Here is a 17,193-nt window from a genome sequence, read left to right as displayed (position 1 = left end):
CGTCGCTTAGGAGCATTAGTTGATCCCTACCTTTTCCCCGCAAGGGGACGGAAACGCAATTCGGGAGCCAGTAGCTCCCGTCGCTTAGGAGCATTAGTTGATCCCTACCTTTTCCCCGCAAGGGGACGGAAACAACTTGGCGGCGGCCCGGCGGAACGCCATCGCCTCGGCGTTGATCCCTACCTTTTCCCCGCAAGGGGACGGAAACTTCTCATGGTACCCCCGGGGCCACCCCCCCAGGTCGGGCACCTCGTTGATCCCTACCTTTTCCCCGCAAGGGGACGGAAACTCTTCGGGGGGCCTTGTTAGTGGCAGGAGTTCCTTCGCCTGTTGATCCCTACCTTTTCCCCGCAAGGGGACGGAAACATTGAGGCCTCGTCCAAGGCCTCAATAGGGATAAGTTGATCCCTACCTTTTCCCCGCAAGGGGACGGAAACCGCCATGTAGATGCTCATGGCGTCGGATTTGTCCGCGTCCGTTGATCCCTACCTTTTCCCCGCAAGGGGACGGAAACAGGTTTGCATAACTGTTAGAAGGGTGGTGAATGACAAGCTCCGTTGATCCCTACCTTTTCCCCGCAAGGGGACGGAAACTCAGAGGTCCAGTTGTGGCAGAGGTAGTACAGATATTGAGCGTTGATCCCTACCTTTTCCCCGCAAGGGGACGGAAACTCCACCTCTGCGAGTTTACCGGCTTTGGCCGCTTGGTCCGTTGATCCCTACCTTTTCCCCGCAAGGGGACGGAGTTGGACTTGGTGACAGATTAGGAACTGTCCTGGGGGTGTCTGGGGAAAAAGCCCAAGTTCACTAGACTGTAAATGTGATTTAGGGTACAGATTTATGACGACTGTCTCCGCTGCTGCTACCCCCGCTAGCACGACGCTGCTCAACATCTGGCAAGTGTTGGCCGAAAAGTTTGCCGATCACACTGCCCTCAGGGATCCCCATGCCCAGCCAGTCTTTGAGATTTCTTATGGTCAGCTCTTTCGCCGCATTCAGACCTTGGCTGCCGGTTTGCAAGCTTTGGGCATTCGCCCCGGGGATCGGGTGGCCATTTTTGCCGATAATTCCCCCCGCTGGCTGATGGCGGATCTGGCCACGCTGTTTACGGGAGCGGTCAATGTGCCCCGCAGCGCCGTGGCGGATCCGGCTGAGCTGGGCTACATTTTGCGTCACTCCGGCAGCACGGCTTTGATTGCCCAGGATGTGAAGACCCTGAGGCGGGTGCAGCCGGTTGTGCAGGAGCTGGGCCTGGAGCGGCTGCTGCTGCTGTCCGATGAAGAAGAGCCGGGGGTATTGAACTTCTCTCAGTGGCTGCAGAAAGGGCGGGAAGGCCGCTACGAGCCACCGCGGCTGGAGCGATCCCAGTTGGCCACCATCATCTACACCTCTGGCACCTCTGGTCGCCCCAAGGGGGTGATGCTCAGCCACGGCAACCTGATGCACCAGGTGGAGAACTTGAGTGTGGTTGTACAGCCCCGGCCAGGGGATAAGGTGCTGACCATTCTGCCCACTTGGCATTCTTATGAGCGGGCCTGCGAGTATTTTCTCCTCAGCCAGGCCTGTACGCTGGTCTATACCAACCCTCGCTTTATCAAGCAGGATTTGCAACAGGAGCAGCCCCACTATCTGGTGGCAGTGCCCCGCATCTGGGAGACGGTTTACGAAGGGATCCAGAGACAATTAAAGGAAAAAAGCCCCCTCATGCAGCGGCTGATCCACACCTTGATGGCGGCCAGCGAAGGCTACGTGCTCGCCGGGCGGATAGCCGGCAACCGGTCGATTTTGCATTACGATGTCAGCCCTTGGGTGCGAGTGGGGGCCCGCCTGCAACAGGGGCTGCTCTGGCCTGTGCACCGCCTGGCCGATGCGCTCATCTACCGCAAGGTGCGGCAGGCTTTAGGCCCCAATTTTCAACAGGCCATCAGCGGCGGCGGATCCCTGCCCGCCTATCTGGATCTGTTTTACGAGGTGGTGGGCATTTCCATCCTCAACGGCTACGGCCTCACGGAAACCTCGCCGGTGCTGTGCGCGCGCCGTCCCGACAACAACGTGCGCGGCACGGCTGGCCCCCCCTTGCCGGGCACGGAGTTTCGCATTGTGGATCCGGAAACCCGGCAGCCGCTGCCCCCCCGTGCGAAGGGGCTGATCCTGGCGCGGGGGCCGCAGGTGATGATGGGTTACTACAACAATCCAGAGGCGACCGCCCAGGTGCTCAGCCCCGACGGCTGGTTTGAAACAGGGGATCTGGGCTGGCTCACCCCCGACGGGCAACTGGTGATCACCGGCAGGGCCAAGGACGTGATCGTGCTGCTTAACGGAGAGAACGTCGAGCCCCAGCCGCTGGAAGATGCCTGCCTGCAATCCCCTTACATCAGCCAAATGGTAATTGTCGGCCAGGACCAAAAGAAACTGGCCGCCCTCATCTACCCCAACCTGGAGGCCCTCAAGGCTTGGGCCGCCGGGCAAGGGATCCCGGCTGCTGAGGCCGAGCTGCTGGCCCACCCGCAGGTGCGCGCGTTGATCTTGCGGGAGGTGCAAACCCGCATCCAGGAGCGTCCCGGCTACCAAGCGCACGAGCAAATTGCCGACTTTCGCTTTTTGCCAGAGCCCCTGAGCGTGGAAAATGGCCTCCTGACCCAGACGCTGAAGATCAAGCGCAACCCGGTAGCCGAGCGCTATGCCCACCTCATCCAGGAGATGTACCCGACAGGGGGCTAAGTTTGGGATCCCCGTTGTTGCTCCAGGTGGCGCCGGAAGGTCTCCGGGGGAATGGCCCCCCGGTAGGCCCCACAGTAGTAGAGGGTGAGCACCGCCTTGTAGGCCCAATCGGTCGGCACCACGTCTGGGAAGGGGCTGGGCAGGGTGTCTGCTTGGTTGGCGGCGCAGGCCTGCAAGATCTGCTCCGTGGTGAGCTGTTCGGCCAGATCGGGGGGCAGCTCCCGCAGGTTGGGCTGGGCCAAAGCCGCTCCAGATAGGCTCAAACTGGAGAGAGCTGCGCCCACAAGAGCTTGGGTGAGGAGGTCTTGCACTTGCATTGGAAATGATCGACGAGGAGAAATCGGTCGGGTAAGTCCCTTCTCTAGGGTAGTACGGATGCAAAGAGCGTTTGGATCTGGATAGAAGTCTCAGCCGCTCTGTTCCCAGATTAAGATGCAAAAAAACCCGGAAGCAAAAGGAGACGGCGGGATCCCCGAACGGCCAATCCTCTCCTTGCGGGGTTGATGAAGTGTTGAGAACAGGTCGAGGCCAATGAGCTCATCCAAAGGGCCAAGTTTTGACAGCCTGGATCCGCCGGATCCCAAGCTAATCGATGCCTGTGTGCACTGCGGGTTTTGTCTGACCACCTGCCCCAGCTACCGCGTCCTCGGCAAGGAGACAGACTCGCCGCGGGGGCGCATCTATCAGATGGACGCCCTCAATCAGGGGCAGATTTCCCTTTCGGTGGCCACGGTTTCCCATTTCGATACCTGCCTGGGCTGTTTGGCCTGTGTTACCGCCTGCCCCTCAGGAGTGCGCTATGACCGGCTGATTGCCGCCACCCGCCCGCAAATCGAGCGCAACTACCCACGCGGTCTTTGGGATCGCCTGTACCGCCAATTTATCTTCTTCCTCTTCCCCTACCCGGAGCGGCTGCGGCCTCTGCTTTGGCCGCTTTGGCTCTATCAGAAGATGGGGATCGGCGCCTGGATCCGCCAAGGGCTGGAAAAAGTCTCCCCGCGACTGGCGGCCATGGAATCGCTCATGCCCCCTCTGGAGGTGGAACAACTGCTGCCCAAGCGCTACCCGGAGCAGATCCCGGCGGTGGGCGAGCGCCGCTTTCGCGTGGGGCTGATCCTCGGCTGCGTGCAGCGCCTGTTTACCCCGCAGGTGAACGAGGCCAGCATTCGCGTCTTGACCCACAACGGCTGTGAGGTGGTGATCCCGCCTGCCCAGGGCTGTTGTGCGGCCTTGCCCCACCACCAAGGGCAACTGCAGCAGGCAGAAACCCTAGCCCGCCAGATGGTGGATGCTTTTGCCGGCTACGAACTGGATGCCATTTTGGTGACTGCCTCCGGCTGCGGCCACACCCTCAAGGAGTACGGCCACCTTTTGGCCAAGGATCCCGACTACCACGAGAAAGCGGCCCAGTTTGCGGCCAAAGTCAAGGATATCCAGGAGTTTCTCGCTCAGGTGGGGCTGACTGCTCCCCTGTACCCCCTGCAGCCGGATCCCTTGGTGCTGGCCTACCAAGATGCCTGCCACATGCTGCACGGGCAACGCCTCAGCCAAGAGCCGCGGCAACTGCTACGCCAGATTCCGGGGCTGGAGCTGCGGGATCCCGTCGATGCCGCCCTCTGCTGTGGCAGCTCCGGCGTCTACAACCTGCTGCAACCCCAGATAGCAGATGAGCTGGGATCCCAGAAGGTGGCCAACCTCCTCAACACCGGTGCCCAGGGGATCGTCTCCGCCAACATCGGCTGCCGCCTGCAAATCCAGAAGCACCTGCAGGGCAAAGCCGGGATCCCCATTTATCACCCGATGGAACTCCTGGATCGCGCCCTGCAACCGGCGGCAACTCCTTAACCCCCCTCTCCCTCTGGGAGAGGGGCCGGGGGTGAGGGATGGGAGAGGGGCCGGGGGTGGTCGCGTGAGCGGCGCGGAGCGCTTGGGATGGGAGAGGGGCCGGGGGTGAGGGCTATTCCAGCAACAGGCGCAAGTCCAGGTGGGGCCGCCACCGCTCCGCCAGCCGCTCCAGCAATTGCTCCCGCTGCTGAGCATAGTGGCCTTCCAGCTCCGGCAAGGGATCCCAGCCTTTTTGGCGGCGCAACTCGTTTAGCCAGTGTCGCCGCCAGCGGTGATTGTCGAAGAGGCCGTGCAGATAGCTGCCCCAAATCCGGCCCGTGGGATCCCGCCAGCCCAGGTTCTCTTGGTCGAAGATCGGCAGGCAGCCAGCGGGATCCGCCTGGGTGGATCCCTGGTGGATTTCGTACCCCTGGACGGGAGCAGGAGCGGGCCAGCAGCTTTGCGTCTGCACCTGCCGGGTAACTTTGGTGGGGTGCAAAACAGTGGTCAGAGGGAGAAAGCCCAGCCCTGGGTAGGTGCCGGCAACTCCCTCTAGGCCATCGGGATCGGCGAGGGTTTCCCCCAACATCTGCAGTCCGCCGCAGATGCCGACGATGTGGCCGGAATAGTGGCGCAGTTGGTCGGCCAGGCCGGTCTTTTGCAATGCCAACAGATCCTTGAGGGTGGTTTTGCTGCCGGGCAGGATGACGACATCGGGGGATCCCAGGCTTTGGCCGGGGTGAATCCAGCGCAGATGGACGCTGGGCTCGGCCAGCAAGGGGTCGAAATCGGAGAAATTGGCCACCTGGGGCAGGCGAACCACGGCGATTTCCAGGGAGTCTTCCCGCCTGGGACGGCGATTTTCCCAGAGTTGGGGGCCGGCCTCGATGCCCAGCGAATCTTCCTGGGGCAGCACCCAATCCAGCCAGGGCAGAACCCCAACCACCGGGATCCCGGTGTAGCTCTCCAGCCAATCCAGGCCGGGCTGCAGCAGCTCCCGCGAGCCGCGAAACTTGTTGATAACAATGCCGCGGATCAGGGCTCGTTCTTCCGGTTCCAGCAGTTGCAGCGTGCCCACCACATGGGCCAGCGCCCCACCCCGGTCGATGTCCGCCACCAGCCAAGTGGGGGATCCCAAATGCAAGGCGACCCGCATATTTGCCAAATCCCGATGCTTGAGGTTCACCTCCGCCGGGCTGCCTGCCCCCTCGCAAACGATCCAGTCGTACTGCTGTTGTAAGCGGGCCAGGGCTTCTTTGACCGCTTGCCAGGCCGGCGCAAACCAGCGTTCGTAATACTCGCCGGCGCGGCAGGTGCCCACCGCCACTCCATTCAAGACGATCTGGGAAGTCAGGTTGCCCTGGGGCTTCAACAGGATCGGGTTCATCTCCACCGCAGGCGGGATCCCGGCGGCCCAGGCTTGCAGAGCCTGCGCGTAGGCGATCTCTTTGCCCTCGGCGGTGACATAGGCGTTGAGGGACATATTCTGAGCTTTGAAAGGGGCAACCCTTTTTCCTGCTTTCTTGAGAAGGCGACAGAGGGCCGTTACCAAAAGGGTTTTGCCCACATGGGAAGAAGTTCCCACCACCATCAAGGCTCGACCTGAACGGCTCACCCCGGATCCCTCACCCTTGGTTGCAAGCTGTCGCCATTCTCTCCACCGACCGTCGCGCCCAGACAGGGCATCCGTCGGCAAAAGCGACTCCCCAGTTCCCCCGATCAAAACGCTTGCAGTGTAGATTCGCGGCTGCGGGCCTACAACAGATCCCAGCAACCTGCGCCTCTGCACTTGCCAGACTTTGAGCTGGGGCAGATGGATTCGAACCACCGAATGGCGGGACCAAAACCCGCTGCCTTACCGCTTGGCGATGCCCCAATTCACATTGCTTAACCAGCTTAACCAATGTAGCGATGCAGGCTCAGGTCTGTCAACGGTTGCGCTGGCCTCCTGTATCGTGGGGAAGCGGCAGCTCTTCGCCAAGGCTGGAGCCAGCGTCAAAGGGGTTCAGAGAGAGAATGCGAGCCACCTCGAAGAAATAGGCACGGATCTCCGGCCCAAAGTAGATGACATCCCCACTCTTCAAGTAGTGGGTAGCCACCCGCATGCCGTTGACAAACACCCCATTGGTACTGGCCTGCCCCTTGCGGTTGCCGTCGATCAGGCAGTAGGTAAACCCTGTCCGGCTGGACTGGGTGGACACCCGCACCAGGTAAGCATGGCGACGCGAGACAAACCGGTTGACGATCTGAATGGCGTTGGAGGGATCCCGGCCAACCGTGTAGATGTTCTCCCGCAGGATGTAGCTGCAGGGCCGCACAGGATGGCAAACGGACAGGGTAAACTCCGGGTGAGACAACGGCTGCTCAGGGACTTGGTCGAACAGATCCAGCGGCAGGTCAAAGCCTTGGCTGGAAAGAGAACTCCCCCCGCCCACCTCTGTGATGGAGGTCAAAAAGTCGTCGTAGCTCTGTGGCAACAGCGTTTCCTCCTCGACGCTCAACCGCATGCCCGGCAGCCTAGCTCTTCAAGTCTAAGCCCTTAAACCTTAGAGTTCCTCAAAACCCTACCCTTTCCAAAAAACTCGGCCTCGGCAGGCTGTCGGAAAACCCACAAGCCTTGATGTACCCTACTATACACCACAGGCGGCTTTGGAGATACTCCATTTCTCCAAAAATGGGAGCTCAGGTTGGGCCTGCTCCTGTTGTCAGGGATCCCTTGGGAGCCACAGCCTTGGCCGCGGGCGGGCTATTCTGGGTAGCAGGTTTGTAGCCTTGAGGTGTGGGTGTGACGGAGGCCCTGTTGCGTCGGTTGGATGTGGCCACAGAGGCGGCTCTGGAGGCAGGGGCTTTGCTGCGCAGTTACGTGGGGGGCAACCTTGCCATTGAGGAGAAACGCCCGGGCGACCTGGTGACGACAGCGGATCGCGCTTCCGAGGAGCTGATCATAAAAATCTTGAGGCGGCACTTCCCCGAAGACGTGATCTTGACGGAAGAATCCGGCCAACAGGGATCCCCGCAGGGCACCTACGCCTGGATGATCGATCCCCTCGATGGCACCACCAACTTTGCCCACGGCTATCCCTTTGCTGCCGTTTCTATTGGTCTGCTGGAGGGGCGGGAGCCGGTGCTAGGAGTGGTCTGCGACATCTTTCGCGGGGATCTCTTTCGCGCTGTGCAGGGGATGGGAGCCACCCGCAACCGCCAGCCCATCCGCGTCTCCTCTACTACCGAACTCTCCCGCAGCCTGTTGGTAACCGGCTTTGCCTATGACCGGCGCGAAACCCCGGACAACAACTACGCTGAGTTCTGCCACTTCACCCACCTCACCCAGGGAGTGCGCCGGGGCGGATCGGCTGCCCTGGACTTGGCCTACGTGGCCACCGGCCAGTTGGACGGCTATTGGGAGCGAGGTCTCTCCCCCTGGGACATTGCCGCTGGGATTGTCTTGGTGCGAGAGGCTGGCGGCAAGGTCACTGCCTACGATGGCAGCCCGGTGGATGTGTACAGTGGCCGCCTGCTGGCCAGCAACGGCTGGTTACACGCTGCTCTTCAGGAAGAACTGGCCCAGGTCAGCCCCCTGCCGGTCTCCTTCCCCATGCGGCGGCCTCGAGAGCGAAACGGCCAAAGATAAAGATGAGGTAAAGTTCAGGCAAAAATTGGGTAAGCTTTACGCACAGGCCCTTATGGCTCCTTCCCAAGGTCAGAGAGATAGCTTGGCCGGGAAAACACTCCGGCGTTGTTGTTGGGCGGCAGGATTTGGCCTGGCGCTTCTCTTGGGGATCCCGGCCTACCCTCAGCCTGCCCAAAAACCGGCTCTGCCCGCTCCTGCCGGCGAGCGAGCCCAGCCCCCCGATTCCCGTTGGGCCGAAATTCAGGCGCGGAGGCGCATCCGGGTTGGCCTGGATCCCAGCCTGGGCCCGGCTTACCTCTACACCGACCTAGAGCGGCAAACCTACGCCGGCTTCGAGTGGGAGATCCTGGAGGCGCTTGCCCAGACGCTGCAGGTGCAGGTGGAGCCCGTCTACGTGGCTTGGAGTCAGCAGTTGGCGGCTTTGCAAGCGGATGAGGTGGATCTCATTTGGGGGGCACGGGAAGCTTTGGGCTTGGATCCGCAGCAATTTCTCGCCACCCGGCCCTACTACCTCAGCCCGCAGCGCTTGGTGGTACGGGATCCGGGGCCAGGGGAAACTCCCATTGAGGCGCTGTCGCAATTATTTGGCCGCAAAGTGGGCATTGTAGTGAACAGTACGGGAGCAGCTCTGTTGGAGGCGTACAACGAGAGGCGGGGCAACGCCATTCGTCTTTTTGCCACCAGCAACCCGGAGCGCCTGTTTGCTCAGCTCCAGGCCGGCCAGTTGGATGCCGTACTTGTCGATCAGCCTGTTGCCGCCCTGAGCCTGCGCCAGGCGGGATCCCGGCTGCGCCTGGCGGGGCCGCCTCTGTTCCCGATTCCTCTGGTGGGCGTGGTATCCTCGCAGCATCCTTCCCTGAAGGAAGCCGTGGATGGGGCAATCGCAATCCTGACCGAGAACGGAACTTTGCAACGCATCTTGGAGAAGTGGCAACTATGGGATCCAACTCTGATGTCCCCCGCCTCAGCCGAGGACTAGCTCGCTACGAGACGGACCATTTCGCCATCTTGGGCGTACCCCTCACCGCCGACTCCAAAGGGATCCGGCGCGGCTACCTGCAGGCGGCCAAGGCCCTGCACCCGGATCGGTTTGTCGGGGATCCGGAAGGGGCAGAGCGGGCCAACGTCCTCTTTGCCAAGCTGGTCAGCCCAGCCAACGAGGTGCTGGCCAAGGAGCGGGAACGGTCAGAGTACGAGACTGTGCTCAAGCTGCGCGTTCAACGCCTGCTGGAGTCGCCGCCCCCCGATCTATGGCCCACTGGAGAAGCCGTCAAAGACCTGGCCGAGCGCTCTGATTGGCAGGAAGAATACGTCCGGCGGGTGGAGAAGCTGGCCAAAGAGCAATACAGCTCTATGACCACGCTGCTGGAGAAAACCGAGCAACTGAGCGAGCTGAACCTGGCCTACCTGCTGCTCAAAGCCGGCTACAAAGGGATCCCCGCCCCTGCCGCCAGAACCACCACCCTGACTGGGATCCCAACCCCTTCCCCCAGCCGCACCACCTTGGGTGGGATCCCGGCCAGCTCCCCCGTTCCGTCTCCTACTGCCCCGCCCACCCCGCCCCCAACTCCGCAACTCAGCCCCGCTGAGACTCGCTTCCTGCAGGCGCTGGACATGATCGAGCGCAAGCAATACCGGGATGCGGTGCAGTATCTGAACTTCGCCATCAGCGCCCAGCCCAACGTGGCCCGCTACTATCTGCACCGGGGTATCGCCCACCTCAAGCAGGGCAACGCCGGCATGGCCAAGGCCGACTTCCTGCAGGCCAGCCGCCTTGAGCCGGGCAACGCCGAGTTGATGGCGGAGGTGCGCCGCTGGTTGCAGCAGGTCACCACCCAGCAGCCGGTTCCCGTCCCTGCCGCCAGCCGCCAGACGTCCCAAGCCCAGAAAATCGTGCCACCGCCGCGCAAAGAAGACAACGGCGGCTTCTGGAGCCGCCTCTTTGGCAAGAAAAAGTAGGCCAAACTCCGCTCAGGAAGCGCCCCCCAGCACCAGCAGCGTGACCAGGGATCCCGTATTCCAGAGGCTGTGCAGCAGGATGGGGGCCAGCAGGTTGCGGCTGTGGCTGTACACCACCCCCAGCACCACCCCCAGCATGGTCAGCGGCAGCAGATCGGAAAGGTTGAGGTGGGCAAGGGCAAAAGTGAAGGCGCTGAGCAAGATGGCAGCCCCCATCGGCAAGTAGCGGCTCAGCGTAGGCAGCCAAAAGCCCCGGAACAGCACCTCCTCAAAAACGGGGGCACAGACAGACACCACGGCCAAAAACAGCAAGCGCGCCCCCCAGCCGTGGCTGTCCAGCAGCAGGGGCAAGATGGGGTTCCCGCCCCCTGCCTGGGGCAGCAGCAACTGCGACAGCGCCGCTGCCAGCACCACCAAAGGCAGGGCCACCCAGTAGCCGCATAGGCCCCAAAGCGGCCAAGGGCCCCACAGCCGCACCTGCAACGCCTTCTGCCAACCGGGATAGATCCGAAGAAGCCGGTACAACAGCGCCGCCCCCAGCAGAGCGCCGGCGTTGTAGGTGAGAAACAGGGTCACCGCCTGATGCCAAGGGCTGAGCTGTTGTGCCCCCAAGCCGAGCAGAACCATGTAAAGGCGAGGCACCAAGGTATTGAGGAGAATGAACCCCAAAAACCAACCGGTCAGCACCGCCTGCGCTCCGATCCCCGGCCAAGGCACCTCCCACGGCGGGCCGAGGAGCGGACGTTGGCGCCAGAAGCTCCAGCCCAGCCAACCCAACAGGAGGATTAGCCCCAGCAGCGCCCCCAGCACGGGGATCCCGCCCACCACCGTCAGCCGGAACAGAGCTGCCAAGGCCAATTTTTCCTGCTCCTGGTTGAGGGCATTGAGGCTGTCGCTGCGCTGTTGCAGCCGGTAGAGCTGCTGCAGGGCCACTGCCTCAAACCAGCCGTCCAGGTGGTTGCGGATCTGCACCTCGGCCTCCGGCAAGATGCGCCGTGGCGTTCCCCACAGCCCTTGCAAGAGCCGCGCCACCCCTTTTTGGCGGGATTCCAGCTCCAAGGGACGTTCTGGATCGATCACCTGCTGCCACTGCTGCTGGGCTGCCTCCAGATCCTCCTGGTAGGCGGAGAGCAGGCCCAGGCGCAGCCGCAGGGCGTCCAGCTCCGCCTGCAGCTCCTGGACAGAAGCCAGCAGAACGGGATCCACTTCTTCTGGAGTTGAGGCTGGCCCCACCGCATCCGAGAGGCTGGCCAATTCGGATCTGCCCGCCTCCGAGGGAGTCGCCCTTTCCAGCCGTGCCATCCGTTTGAGGCGCTGCAGGCGTTCGGCGTAGTTGTCGGCCACCTGCCGGTAGCGATTGTGGGCCAGCTCGAAAACGTTCTGCCCCAGCAAAGCCCGCGCCAGATCCTGATAGCGGGGATCGTCGAGGGTGCGGGCAGCCTGCAGGGCGAGATGGGTTTGCAACAGATCCAACCGCGTTTGGGGCGGCGGCTGAAACCAACTGCTGGAAAGCGAAAGCCCGACAATCAAAAGGGCCAATAGGCTCAGCAGGTTGAGGATCCCACGGCGAACAGAAAGCCAATGGGGATCGACCGAGGCCGTGGCGTCAGAGGGAGACATGACAGCAACAGAGGCAACTCCAGCGGGTTATATCCTAGCTTCTATTGGCTTCGGCAGGATGAAGGGGTCAGCGGCGCTCTAGCCAATAACGGTAGATGGGCAGCCCCAACTGCAGACACTGCCACTCCCGCTCGGTAGGAATACCAAAGGGGTTGTCATCGATGGGCCCCTGGCAGGGATCCCAAAACTGCGGATGGTCTAAAAATCGAGCTGCCATTTCCTCAGCCACTTCCCGCACGTCCGACTGCAAAAAAACAGGGCTGCCCGGTTGCAGCAGCAGGGCCAGATCCGCCACCAGTTGGGGCTGGACGATCCGCCGTTTGTGATGGCGCTTTTTGAACCAGGGATCCGGAAATTGGATGGTAACCCGGCTGAGATCCCCCGGGGCAAATAGATGCCGCAGCGAGACGTTGATGTTGGCAAAGAGGAAATGGACGTTATCCAGCCCCAGCTCGTCCCGCCAAGCATTGGCCCGCTCCACCAGCGGCTGTCGAATCTCCACGCCCAAAAAGTTCCAGTCGGGCTGCTCCTGGGCGATGCGCAGCAAAAAGCGTCCGCTCCCGCTGCCGATATCCAAATGAAAGGGTTGCCCCAGCCGCCGGTACACCCGTTCCCAGTGGGGCGGGGGGGTGGGCTGTTGGTATTGCGCCTGTAGGGGGTTGACGTGTTGCCGCAGCCGCTGGCCAAGACCTTTCTGCAGCGGGATCCCTGCCCAAGCGGGGGAGTCCTTCTCAGGTTGGGTTACCTGCTGTGCCCGTTGCACGTCTGTTTCCATAGACCACCTCCTGCCGCTAGCTTCAGCCCTCCCCCCAAGGGATCCCAAAAGATCCCCCAGTTGGGATGGAAAGGTAGAGGAGCTCTAGGCTACCACCGGATGCTGTCGATGACTTGCCGCAGGATCTGGGCCGAGCGGTGCAGTTGCTGTTGCTCGCTCTCGGTGAGGGACATGGCCAGCGTGCGCTCCACCCCCTGCCGACCGACCACTCTCGGCAAACTGAGGCAGACCTCCGGCAGACCATACTCCCCCTGGGTGAGGCTGCTCACGGTTAAAACGCGCCGCTGATCCCGTACCAGGGCCTGGACAATTTGCGTCACCCCCAGACCAATGGCATAGCTGGTGGCCCCTTTGCGGCGGATGATCTCATAGGCGGCATTGCGCACCTGCTCGAAAATATCCCCCAACTGGGCGGGATCCCACTCCGGCGAGAGCTGGCCAATCGGCGTGCCGGCAATGTTCACCTTGCTCCAGACGGCCACCTCGCTATCTCCGTGTTCGCCGATAATGTAGGCGTGCAGGCTGCGCGGATCCACCCCCAGCCGCCGGGCCAAAAGATAGCGGAAGCGGGCCGTATCCAACACCGTGCCCGATCCCAGTACCTGCCCCGCCGGCAGCCCCGACACCTTCAGGGAAACATAGGTCATGATATCGACGGGGTTGCTCACCACCAGGAAAATGGCGCTGGGGCAATGCTCCATCAAGGCCGGGATCAAGCTTTTGAAAATCTCAACGTTGCGGTGAACCAGATCCAAACGGGTTTCGCCAGGCCGCTGCTTGGCTCCCGCCGTCACAATCACGACGTCTGAGCCGGCGCAATCGGCCAGCTCTCCCGCCCAGATCCGCGTCGGCTCCACAAAAGGGATCCCGTGCACCAGATCCATCACTTCCCCTTCCAGCTTGGCGCGGTCGATGTCGTGAAGAACCAGCTCATCGAGGGTGTTCTGGATCACCATCGAGTAGGCACAGGCCATGCCCACCTGCCCGGCGCCGATGATGGATCCCTTCAAAAGGCGGCGAGAAGTCAGCCCACCGGCTTGCTGTTCAAAGCGTTGCTTGGGTTGATGCTCAGAAACGGTCATGGCTTCAGCCGCTACGCTTCCCTTCCCAGCTTAAGCCTGGCCAAGCGGAGAGCAAAATAGCATTGGGTAGTCCTCAACTCCGTTGCTGGGTTAGCCGTTGCCAAAGCTCCAGAGGAATGCGCTCGTGAGGACACTTCAGGGACCGAATCTGAGCCAGATCTTCCGGCAAGTAGTGCAAAGCCACCCGCGCCGTTGCATCGAGGAGACTGCGCCGCCGCTGGGGATGTTGCTCGGCTTCTCCCAAAAACACATCCAGCCAGCCATCCTGCTCCTGGTAGCGCATCCGCAAAGCAGAGAGAGAAGGCAGGGACTCTTGGCGGTAGAGCTGGAAGCCCTGCTCAGGGCTCCACCCCAGCCACCACTGGGGCGCCAGTTGCCCCAACTGCCGACACCACACGCCCGCCTGCACCTGTTGCCATGTCATGCTTGCCACTCCGCGACCCGTTCTCCTGAGAAGGCTTAACTGCAAATCTTTAGCAATTGCCATTTGGGTAAGCACTTTACCAGACCTTCCCAGCTTGATGCAACTCTTTATCAAAGAAAACCCCTACCATGCCCCTAATTTATTGAAAGTAGTTGCAATAGAGATATCCTGTAGCTGAGTTAAGTGGTGGAGTTATATCCCTCAGTCTGACTCTCTATCTCTCTATGTTGTGGAAACAGCGGGGATCCCGCGGCGGCAGGATGTGGGTCATCTGCGTCTTCTCCGGGCCTGGTTGAGGTTCTTTGCTAATGCAAGTAATTCTAACTAGCAAGAGTATGGCTGATCGTGTTGATGCCCGGTTATGCTCCCAGCACCTACTGGCCGGCTTCCAGGTAACAGCGGTCAAAGAAAATGGCCGCAGCGGCTTTCAACTCGACCGGCCAGTTTCAAGGATCCCGGCAGCAGTGGGCAACAGTATCCTGTAAGCTGGTTGAGTCAGAGGCCCTTCTGGTTTGGGATTGGTGCATCCGGGTCGTAGCTATCGCCGTCTCATCCCTTTTATCCGGCCCCATCTGTGGATGTTGTTGTTGGGGCTGACCTGCACTCTTGGCTTTGTCCTGACCATGCCCGCGCTTGCCTACTTGATCGAGTGGGTGGCCCGCTCCATCGGCGCCGGGGATCTGGGGCAATTGCGGACGCTGGCCCTGATTGGAGTGGTGTTTTTCTTGGTGCGTGGCGCCTTCCAGTACGGCCAAGACACCCTGATGGCGAGGGCTTCCCTGCAAATGGTGTTGGAATTGCGCCAACAGATCTATGCCCATTTGCAAGCGCTGGATGTGGATTATTTTTCCGGCAGCCGCACCGGCGATCTGGTCTATCGCCTGACAGGGGATCTGGATCGGGTGGGAGAGGTGGTGCAACGCTTTTTCCACCGTTTCATCCCCAGCGTGCTCACCATCTTGGCGGTGGTGGCCTACCTGTTTTATCTCAACGGCATTCTCACCTTGACCACCCTGCTGATCGCCCCCCTGATGGCCGCTTTGATCAGTTGGTTTGGGGATCGCCTCTTGTTTCGCTCCCGCCTCAACCAAGAGAAGATGTCGGATTTGGCCGCCCTCTTGACAGAAGTGTTTGCCGGCATCAGTCTCACTCGCGCCTTTGCGGCCGAGGACTACGAAATTCGCCGCTTCAGTGCCATTGCCGAAAGCAACCGCCTGGCCCGGTTTCAGACCGAGCAGGTGAAAGCCATCCAAGACCCGGTGGTGGGTTTCCTGTACGCCATGAGCGTGTTGGGGGTGTTTTGGGTGGGCGGCTGGCAAATTAGCCAGGGCAACCTGACCGGCAGCCAGTTTCTCGGCTTTATTGCCGGTGTTGCCATGTTGATCGACCCCATTGTGCACATCACCAACAACTACAGCGAGCTGAAACAGGGTGAGGCTTCGGTGGAGCGGATTTTCGAGCTGCTGAACACTCGCTCGCAGATCCGGGAGCTGCCCGGCGCTCGGCCTATGCCCCCCATTCAGGGCTGGGTGGAGTTCGAGCAAGTTTCCTTTGCCTACAAACCGGATCAGCCGGTGCTCAAGGAAATCAGCTTTCAGGTGTCTCCCGGCGAGATCGTGGCCTTGGTGGGATCCTCCGGTGCCGGCAAATCCACCCTGGTGAGCTTGATTCCCCGCTTTTACGATCCGCAGCAGGGCTGCATCCGCATCGACGGCATCGACATCCGCACCGTCACCCTCAAGAGCCTGCGCCGCCAGATTGGCATTGTGCCGCAGGAGATCACCCTGTTTTCGGGAACCATTGCCAGCAACATCGCCTACGGACAAGAGCAGTTTGACCTGGAAGCGGTACGCCAGGCGGCCCAGGTGGCCAACATCGACACCTTTATCGAGAGCTTACCCGATGGCTACGCCACCCGCGTGGGAGAACGCGGGGTCACCCTTTCCGGCGGACAACGGCAACGGCTGGCCATTGCCCGCGCCGTGTTGCTCAACCCCAAGATCTTGATCCTGGACGAGGCCACCTCTGCTTTGGACAACGAGTCGGAAGCGTTGGTGCAGGAGGCGCTGCAACGGCTGATGCAACGCTGCACCGTTTTTGTTATCGCCCACCGCCTCTCGACAGTGCGCACCGCCCACCGCATTTTTGTCTTGGAGCAAGGGCAACTGCTGGAGCAAGGAAATCACCGCGAGCTGCTGGGCAAAGGGGGGCGCTACGCCCAGTTTCACCTGCGCCAGTTTCAGTAGGCTTCAGAGCCGCCACTCCTGCCGGAAAGGCCGATAGAACTCCGGATCCTGAGGCGCACCCCCCGCGATCCCGCAGATGGCCGAGGCAAATTGCACCGCCCGCTGCAGCAACACCTCCTCTGGCCATCCCCGCAGCAGGCCCAGGATGGCCACGGCACTGAAGCCATCTCCAGCGCCCACCGTATCCACTATCTGAGGTACGGAAACCGGGTCGGCCTGATAAACCTGGGCGGGGGTGATCAGGAGCGCACCTGCGGCCCCTAGAGTCAAAAATAGACCTTTCAGGTTCAACTGCGCCCGCAGGATCTGCCCTTGCTCCCCCACCTCTTTGGCAGGGATCCCTTCTAGCCGCGCCACCTGCTCCAGCTCCGCCTGGTTTAGCTTCAGCCAATCGCAGGTGCGCAGCATCTCCCGGATGGGATCCGGCTGCCACCAGGGATCCCGCAGGTTGAGATCCAAAAACACCGGACAGCGAAGGGCGGGGATCGTCTCCTGAAAGTGGCGATGGGCCGCTTCCCGTCGCGCCGCCAAGCTGCCCCGATAGAGCAGGCTGGGCTGGAGAACCCCGATATCCAACTGAATGTAGTCGTAGGCTTGGTCGGGCAAGATGGCAAAGCTTGGGATCCCCTCTGCATCCAGCGTAACTTGGACTTGGCCGGTGGGGTGAATCGGATCCCGTTGCAAACCTTCCAGGCGCAGCCCCTGCCGCCGCAGCGCCGCCAACAACTTTTCTGCCGCTTCGTCTTGGCCGATGCGGCTAAGCAAGAGGGGATCGGATCCTAGCCCCTTGAGGTTCCAAGCCACGTTCAAAGCCGCACCGCCCAGCACCACCTGGCTGGGGAAGCAGTCGAAAAGCACCTCCCCCAAAATGAGAGGCAAGCCCTGGGGCACATCGGGGGGATCCATCATCGG

General features: G+C 61.5%; 15 protein-coding genes, 1 tRNA gene and 1 CRISPR repeat array. Of the genes, 7 read left to right on the top strand and 9 right to left on the bottom strand.

Annotation, left to right across the window (positions count from 1 at the left end; all coding sequences use genetic code 11):
• Positions 1–18: 18 nt before the first annotated feature.
• A CRISPR array of direct repeats spans positions 19–747; the repeat unit is 37 nt; unit sequence GTTGATCCCTACCTTTTCCCCGCAAGGGGACGGAAAC.
• 92 nt (positions 748–839) lie between these two features.
• Entirely contained in the window at positions 840–2,720 is a 1,881-nt protein-coding gene (locus NW826_RS06505) for an AMP-dependent synthetase/ligase (RefSeq protein WP_414509725.1), read from the top strand.
• Here the strand turns inward: NW826_RS06505 and NW826_RS06500 are convergent.
• Entirely contained in the window at positions 2,717–3,037 is a 321-nt protein-coding gene (locus NW826_RS06500; RefSeq protein ID WP_414336065.1) for a hypothetical protein, read from the bottom strand. The two genes, NW826_RS06505 and NW826_RS06500, sit on opposite strands and share 4 nt — an antisense overlap.
• Positions 3,038–3,251: 214 nt before the next feature.
• Between NW826_RS06500 and NW826_RS06495 the strand changes: the two genes are divergently transcribed.
• Positions 3,252–4,565 (top strand): (Fe-S)-binding protein, encoded by a 1,314-nt coding sequence (locus NW826_RS06495; RefSeq protein ID WP_414368560.1) that lies wholly within the window; start codon positions 3,252–3,254, stop codon positions 4,563–4,565.
• A 112-nt stretch (positions 4,566–4,677) separates the two neighbouring features.
• Here NW826_RS06495 and NW826_RS06490 read toward each other — a convergent pair whose 3' ends face one another.
• The 3 genes from NW826_RS06490 to NW826_RS06480 all read right to left on the bottom strand — a co-directional run bounded on the left by NW826_RS06490 (position 4,678) and on the right by NW826_RS06480 (position 7,051).
• Positions 4,678–6,135, bottom strand: a complete 1,458-nt coding sequence (locus NW826_RS06490; RefSeq protein ID WP_414333762.1) for a cobyric acid synthase — start codon at positions 6,133–6,135, stop codon at positions 4,678–4,680.
• Positions 6,136–6,348: 213 nt separating this feature from the next.
• Positions 6,349–6,420, bottom strand: a tRNA-Gln gene (locus NW826_RS06485).
• Positions 6,421–6,472: 52 nt separating this feature from the next.
• The gene (locus NW826_RS06480) at positions 6,473–7,051 is read right to left on the bottom strand and encodes an FHA domain-containing protein (protein WP_414509724.1); all 579 of its coding nucleotides are present in this window, start codon (positions 7,049–7,051) and stop codon (positions 6,473–6,475) included.
• 272 nt (positions 7,052–7,323) lie between these two features.
• Here NW826_RS06480 and NW826_RS06475 point away from each other — a divergent pair, with 272 nt between their 5' ends.
• From NW826_RS06475 to NW826_RS06465, 3 genes are read left to right on the top strand one after another with little or no spacing between them, the layout of a single operon-like run.
• Positions 7,324–8,175, top strand: coding sequence for an inositol monophosphatase family protein (locus NW826_RS06475; RefSeq protein WP_414333754.1), 852 nt, complete (start codon positions 7,324–7,326; stop codon positions 8,173–8,175).
• A 52-nt stretch (positions 8,176–8,227) separates the two neighbouring features.
• Positions 8,228–9,154 (top strand): ABC transporter substrate-binding protein, encoded by a 927-nt coding sequence (locus tag NW826_RS06470; protein ID WP_414509723.1) that lies wholly within the window; start codon positions 8,228–8,230, stop codon positions 9,152–9,154.
• Positions 9,112–10,134, top strand: a complete 1,023-nt coding sequence (locus NW826_RS06465; protein ID WP_414509722.1) for a DnaJ domain-containing protein — start codon at positions 9,112–9,114, stop codon at positions 10,132–10,134. The genes NW826_RS06470 and NW826_RS06465 overlap by 43 nt, the downstream gene beginning before the upstream one ends.
• Positions 10,135–10,146: 12 nt before the next feature.
• Here the strand turns inward: NW826_RS06465 and NW826_RS06460 are convergent, their stop codons facing one another.
• The 4 genes from NW826_RS06460 to NW826_RS06445 form a co-directional block, all read right to left on the bottom strand.
• The gene (locus NW826_RS06460; RefSeq protein WP_414509721.1) at positions 10,147–11,754 is read right to left on the bottom strand and encodes a type II CAAX prenyl endopeptidase Rce1 family protein; all 1,608 of its coding nucleotides are present in this window, start codon (positions 11,752–11,754) and stop codon (positions 10,147–10,149) included.
• Between the two features lie 67 nt (positions 11,755–11,821).
• Positions 11,822–12,529 carry a tRNA (guanosine(46)-N7)-methyltransferase TrmB gene (gene trmB, locus NW826_RS06455; protein ID WP_414333748.1) on the bottom strand — a complete coding sequence of 236 codons (708 nt, stop codon included), beginning with the start codon at positions 12,527–12,529 and terminating at the stop codon, positions 11,822–11,824.
• A gap of 89 nt (positions 12,530–12,618) precedes the next feature.
• On the bottom strand, positions 12,619–13,539 hold the full coding sequence (locus NW826_RS06450; protein ID WP_414333761.1) for an L-lactate dehydrogenase: 921 nt from the start codon (positions 13,537–13,539) through the stop codon (positions 12,619–12,621).
• A 145-nt stretch (positions 13,540–13,684) separates the two neighbouring features.
• Positions 13,685–14,035 (bottom strand): hypothetical protein, encoded by a 351-nt coding sequence (locus NW826_RS06445; protein ID WP_414333746.1) that lies wholly within the window; start codon positions 14,033–14,035, stop codon positions 13,685–13,687.
• A gap of 335 nt (positions 14,036–14,370) precedes the next feature.
• Between NW826_RS06445 and NW826_RS06440 the strand changes: the two genes are divergently transcribed.
• Both NW826_RS06440 and NW826_RS06435 read left to right on the top strand, forming a co-directional pair.
• Positions 14,371–14,520 (top strand): hypothetical protein, encoded by a 150-nt coding sequence (locus tag NW826_RS06440; RefSeq protein ID WP_414338631.1) that lies wholly within the window; start codon positions 14,371–14,373, stop codon positions 14,518–14,520.
• A gap of 36 nt (positions 14,521–14,556) precedes the next feature.
• Entirely contained in the window at positions 14,557–16,281 is a 1,725-nt protein-coding gene (locus NW826_RS06435) for an ABC transporter ATP-binding protein (protein ID WP_414333744.1), read from the top strand.
• Positions 16,282–16,284: 3 nt separating this feature from the next.
• Here the strand turns inward: NW826_RS06435 and NW826_RS06430 are convergent, their stop codons facing one another.
• Positions 16,285–17,190, bottom strand: coding sequence for a PfkB family carbohydrate kinase (locus NW826_RS06430; RefSeq protein ID WP_414509720.1), 906 nt, complete (start codon positions 17,188–17,190; stop codon positions 16,285–16,287).
• Positions 17,191–17,193 lie beyond the last annotated feature (3 nt).

It is taken from the genome of Synechococcus sp. OH20, assembly GCF_047502685.1.
GTDB lineage: Bacteria > Cyanobacteriota > Cyanobacteriia > Thermostichales > Thermostichaceae > Thermostichus.
The sequence above is the reverse complement of the archived record's forward strand: the minus strand, read 5'-3'. Positions and strand labels throughout refer to the sequence as shown.

Bases quoted from the DNA above. Each gene is read 5' to 3' on its own strand.
- NW826_RS06500 (WP_414336065.1), bottom strand. From the start codon at position 3,037: ATGCAAGTGCAAGACCTCCTCACCCAAGCTCTTGTGGGCGCAGCTCTC.
- NW826_RS06480 (WP_414509724.1), bottom strand. From the start codon at position 7,051: ATGCGGTTGAGCGTCGAGGAGGAAACGCTGTTGCCACAGAGCTACGAC.
- NW826_RS06440 (WP_414338631.1), top strand. From the start codon at position 14,371: ATGGCTGATCGTGTTGATGCCCGGTTATGCTCCCAGCACCTACTGGCC.
- NW826_RS06430 (WP_414509720.1), bottom strand. From the start codon at position 17,190: ATGATGGATCCCCCCGATGTGCCCCAGGGCTTGCCTCTCATTTTGGGG.
- NW826_RS06495 (WP_414368560.1), top strand. From the start codon at position 3,252: ATGAGCTCATCCAAAGGGCCAAGTTTTGACAGCCTGGATCCGCCGGAT.
- NW826_RS06465 (WP_414509722.1), top strand. From the start codon at position 9,112: ATGGGATCCAACTCTGATGTCCCCCGCCTCAGCCGAGGACTAGCTCGC.
- NW826_RS06470 (WP_414509723.1), top strand. From the start codon at position 8,228: ATGGCTCCTTCCCAAGGTCAGAGAGATAGCTTGGCCGGGAAAACACTC.
- NW826_RS06505 (WP_414509725.1), top strand. From the start codon at position 840: ATGACGACTGTCTCCGCTGCTGCTACCCCCGCTAGCACGACGCTGCTC.
- NW826_RS06460 (WP_414509721.1), bottom strand. From the start codon at position 11,754: ATGTCTCCCTCTGACGCCACGGCCTCGGTCGATCCCCATTGGCTTTCT.
- NW826_RS06490 (WP_414333762.1), bottom strand. From the start codon at position 6,135: ATGGTGGTGGGAACTTCTTCCCATGTGGGCAAAACCCTTTTGGTAACG.
- trmB (WP_414333748.1), bottom strand. From the start codon at position 12,529: ATGGAAACAGACGTGCAACGGGCACAGCAGGTAACCCAACCTGAGAAG.
- NW826_RS06445 (WP_414333746.1), bottom strand. From the start codon at position 14,035: ATGACATGGCAACAGGTGCAGGCGGGCGTGTGGTGTCGGCAGTTGGGG.